Genomic DNA, 699 nt, shown 5'->3' with positions numbered 1-699 from the left:
ATACGGACCGTAGCCGTCAATCGTCATGGCAAAGATGCGCTTGACCACATCAGCGGCTTCGGGGTCAACCAACCATTGGTCTCTTGCTTCGTTCCAAAGATAGCCGTAAATGACCGTGCCTGTGAGGTGCTTGCCGGACTTGCCTTTGGACTGGAAAGTGGAACGGATTTTACGGCTGGTATCTCTGGCGTAATACTCGTTCATAATGTTGCGGAAAGGGGTAAAATCATCATCACCTCTGGCACTGTCCACGCCGTCATTGATGGCGATAAGGCGAACGCCACGCTGACGCAGGATTTCCATAATCTGACCGACTTTCAGATAGTCACGACCCATGCGGCTCATGTCCTTGATACACAGGTACTCCACATTCCCGGCTTCAACCTCTTTCATCATTGCCAAAAATCCGGGACGGTCAAAGCAAGTACCACTAATGCCATCGTCCGTGAAATGGACAATGTTCGTAAAGCCCTGCCGTGCGGCGAACTCCTCCAACATTGCCTTTTGATTGGATATGGAGTTGCTCTCACGCTGTTGGTCATCATCTTTGCCAAAGTCATCACGGCTCAGTCGTTCGTACAGAGCTGTGATTTTCTCATTTTTTCTCATAACTTGCGCTCCTTTCTTCGGTTTTAGGTTGTGTGTTCTAAGAGACTTCCCAACCGCTTGATTAAGAAGTCTTTTAGAGCATACAACACC

1 protein-coding gene is annotated in these 699 nt (G+C 48.9%); it reads right to left on the bottom strand.

Annotated elements, in window-relative coordinates; translation table 11 throughout:
• Positions 1-609, bottom strand: a 609-nt coding sequence (locus OCV68_RS14650; protein WP_394803516.1) for a recombinase family protein, incomplete at its 3' end; no start/stop codon positions are given.
• Positions 610-699 lie beyond the last annotated feature (90 nt).

Source organism: Huintestinicola butyrica (genome assembly GCF_025567215.1).
In the GTDB taxonomy this organism is placed as follows: domain Bacteria; phylum Bacillota; class Clostridia; order Oscillospirales; family Ruminococcaceae; genus Huintestinicola; species Huintestinicola butyrica.
Note: the sequence above shows the minus strand (reverse complement) of the source record. Positions and strands in the feature narration are given on the sequence as shown.